At 41.2% G+C, this 3,985-nt stretch carries 3 protein-coding genes; all 3 read right to left on the bottom strand.

Features of this window, described 5'->3' with window-relative positions; all coding sequences use genetic code 11:
• Positions 1-233, bottom strand: a 233-nt coding sequence (locus PHO71_RS25410) for a hypothetical protein (protein WP_300208980.1), incomplete at its 3' end; no start/stop codon positions are given.
• 515 nt (positions 234-748) lie between these two features.
• Positions 749-2,947 carry an AAA family ATPase gene (locus PHO71_RS25415; protein WP_300208981.1) on the bottom strand — a complete coding sequence of 733 codons (2,199 nt, stop codon included), beginning with the start codon at positions 2,945-2,947 and terminating at the stop codon, positions 749-751.
• Between the two features lie 59 nt (positions 2,948-3,006).
• Positions 3,007-3,855 carry a hypothetical protein gene (locus PHO71_RS25420; protein WP_300208982.1) on the bottom strand — a complete coding sequence of 283 codons (849 nt, stop codon included), beginning with the start codon at positions 3,853-3,855 and terminating at the stop codon, positions 3,007-3,009.
• Positions 3,856-3,985: the final 130 nt, after the last annotated feature.

Below are 3,985 nucleotides of genomic sequence, written 5' to 3' on the forward strand. Positions count from 1 at the left end.
GCCAGCCAGGTGCTGGCGGATTCCACTGTGCGCGCGCGTTCGATCTTCTTTTGAGCGCGCAGAAAGCCTCTGGTGCAGCGCATAGCGGGCACCATCCCGAGCGCGATCCCCACGGCGATCGACAGCAACATAATGACCGTAAAGATAAGACTCAAGTTGTCCGGAGAATAGAAAAGCAAGATGCCGCCGGCAACAAACATCAGGAAGCAGCCGATCACGCCCATTTTATTCATGGGTTTATTCCTCCCGTTTGGGTACTATGCGTCAACCAGACTGGTCAAGATAAAAAAATCATTATTTCAGGCAGAGGCTACTGTCACTGACCACCGCGAAAGCGTTAATCTACAGACAGTTGTAATCGTGGAAGCCTAGTAGCTCATACTAAGTAACACGCTTGTCCAGCGCAAAGTCGTTCTGTACTAAGCGCTTCTTGCTGCAGAAGCGGCGAATTCTATTTCTAATATTTTACTCTCTGCGAGAGTGTAACTGCCATAGAATTATTACGGCGTATGTATTTGTGGTGTTTTTGACGCCAATGCTTTTGGGGGGAGACATAAAAATCAACCTAGCAGCATTCTAATAATCGAATGTCTGGTTATACGAAATTGCAAAACCACAGTCCAGCAATAGTGAGCTATGGTTCTGATAAAGAGCTGATGCTGTTCCTTAACTTTTCGCATACGATGAATTGGAGATTTACCATCTTGTTATATTTGTGTATTACTCTGCCCCACGAAATCCAGGCGCATTAACACAGTTCTACTGCTCGTGTATAAATATCATTCAAAGCCCATATCGAAACATCAATCAATGGTTCATACATAAAGGCATTTAGGTGAATCGTTTCCGGTGTTATTAAGTTTATATCATCCATAACAGTCCGTTCACCAGCAGTCAGATAGCCTTTCGCTTTGTCATACCAATCTCTCATCTGATTACTTCCGCTATCATCGCAACTTCCTTCGTTAGCAATAATGACCTGTTTTAGATATTTCTCTGCACGTAGCCTGGCGGCAATAGAAATAATGAGTTTGTTCTCCAACGATATATCATCAGGCGTAATGAGAGAATCTGTTGCGAACGATTGGACGGTGTCGTAGTAACTCTCCGTTCCGAAAGAAACTGCTGTGCCATTTACATAGGGTTGAATAATCGACCACAAATCTGATAACGTTGCCGTTTCTGTATTAATGGGTGTTGTTTTATAATGCAAGAAGCATGTCAACTTGAGGTAATCGTTATTCTCACCATGGTCTTCGCCGCAGTATTCAGCTAAATTCCTATAAAATGGGATGCTTGCAATCAACATTCTTTTCTGCTCTTGCTGATTGTTTCCGTTGATTCCTGCAAGTATCACATTCTTGAAGAAGTCCTTTTGATAGCGGAATACGCTCATCTTAATTTTGCCTGTGTCATCACGCTGTGCGATATAGCTGTTATTACGTTTCACATCTAGTCGAGATTTTACTGTCCTAAAGAAGTCAAAGTTATGTGTTAGCATTAACAGGTCGATACCAGTATTCTGCGATAAATCAGCCAGATACTCGATAATCGCATACTTATTCTTATAATCAAAAGAATCCGCGATATCGTCAGTGATAATAAGATGCTTCTGTCCTGCCGCCGCTTGAATACGAATACGCTCTAAATCGAACAAAATGTACAGTATGTACATAGCTCTTTTTTCACCCATACTCAGCGATGGAAGAAGAGTATCTTTTGTCATATCTTGAGTTTCTGCCGTTCCACCAGCCACACGCTTATAAACAAACGTCAGATTTGGGGCTTCATCTTTGAGAATGAAATTGGACTTATTATTGATTTGTACTGTAAATGGCACACGGAAACGGCGATTAAACTCTTCTATAACTTGTTGCCAGCGTTCAGATTGACCGGCTGCTTTTTCATAGAGGTCTCTGACTCGTTCAGCATACACAGAAACCTCCGAATAATAGTCCTCAAAAGGAGTCTCCATTTGAGAACAATATGATACCCACATCCGTTTCTTCGTTGTAGGAATTTCAAAGAGCAACGGGATGATTTGTTGATACTCAACTATTATCTGCCTTGCAGCATCAACATCATTATTGGCTGTGAGCAATTTCTTTAGCTTTTCAAAAGCCGAATGCAAGTTCTCATCGGCATACATTAGATTGATTTGGTGGTCAACCACCCGTTTCCATTCATCCAGTGTCCGGATTTCCGTGCCATCTTTAAGCACAATCTTGTGTTCGGCTGAAAACAGGTTATTTGTTGCAAATGTTTTCGTCAGTGTCTCCGCGCTACGATCAGTAAAACTGCTATTCAGCACTTCGCTATCACGAAGCAGCTCACCAAGACGCTCTATATATTGTTGGATATACTGTTTGAACTCAGACTTTTCATACACAGCTATGGCTTTATCGTGTAGTAAAACAGTATACTTAATACCGCCAAGATAATCGATGGGGGTGCCTTCTTGAAGTATCTCATGAAGCTTGTTTACTATATCCGGCCAGTCAGCTGTTCTAGGGAGCTGCAAATCCGCGATTAGCGTATCTTTTACTTTAGGTTTTGTAAGACCTGATTTAGACGCCAACTCCGCTTCAAAGACCTTAATTCGTTCCATGAAATTAGCCATAACCGCGTTATATTCGTTTCGTGTAGCTTCGTCGGCAAGAAGAGTGCTGACGGTCTCTTTGGTGAACTCAAAATGATCATCAAACGAATTCACAACGTATACAGCATCACATGATGGTATATTTTTCGGATTAGCTGATGTATATGTGTAGTTGCTTGCATAATAGGTAATGGAAAATGCTGTCTGGGCAGCAGAGAATATTCGGTCTTTGGGTGCCTCACCCTTCGACAAGTCCTCAAACACCTTTGTGAAGGAAGTTTTCATTACGCCGTTCGGGGCATAAATCAATGCTTTATTAGACCTGGAGAAATCGATTCCCGTTCCCATGTCAAACTCTTTAATTCCGTAACAATTTTCAAAATGCCCTGATAACATGCTTAGCCCCCTTAGCACTTGATAACTTCATATTCTTTTGTTAACAGATTCGGAATGGCGATGTCGCGCCGAAGATCATAATCTCTGATTTCTCGAGCTAGTGCTTGATTCTCATAGCCTTTAACTGTTCCGGCATCTTGAAGCATTTGAGCTACTAGTTCAAGAGATTTTATGGTCTTGTCCTTCAATTGCTTCGAGAAGAAGTAATCCTCTGCATACATGAACAGCATTCGATTCAACACTTCAAGTCGTGTTGCAGATGGAGCCGTCTGAAGAAAAAAAACAAATTGTTTAATACGTTCATTGCTTTTGTCAACAATAGTTATAACCGCTGTCTTGTTTTGAAGCGGAAGAATGGCGAGATGAAGATACTCGAGTTTATAATTGATATCTGTCGTAAATCTGTTGTTTATTATTTCTCCATTCATACCTGTTGAAATAGCCATCATGCCTTGAAACGCAACAGGTGTAACAAAGTCAAGCAAATCATAAGATGCCAACTCAAACCACGGTAGTTTATCGTCAATGAATGCCTTAGCACGATTACAAACGCCATAACACTCGTTGATATCAAGCTTTCTTGCACTTCTTTGCGGTTCTAGAAACATATCAAATAATGATGCAAACTTTGGTTCTTTTCTAACCATCATTGCCTTAAATAGATCGAATAATTCCAGTTCCGTTTCGTGTTTATAGATATCACGCAGAGAATTCTTTAATACTATCTGGTTGAGCATTTCTGGCGTTGGTGTGTTTATATATGTCTCTGGGTCTTCATAGTTCTGAAACACAGTGCCATCGCACTCACGGCAGATTATATGAAATGTACCGGCGTTGTTGATGCCCGAATCATTCTTCAATACCGGTTCTCCTCAATACATTGGTGATCTAATAAGATTCGTTGGTGTTTCACCAATCAATCTCCGAGAACTCCAAGTTTAGTTGTTGATTCCGCCGTTTCACCTTAAACACCAACCAATCTTACAGTTC

Origin of the sequence: Bacteroides sp., from assembly GCF_028690125.1 — a bacterium.
Lineage (GTDB): Bacteria > Bacteroidota > Bacteroidia > Bacteroidales > Bacteroidaceae > Bacteroides.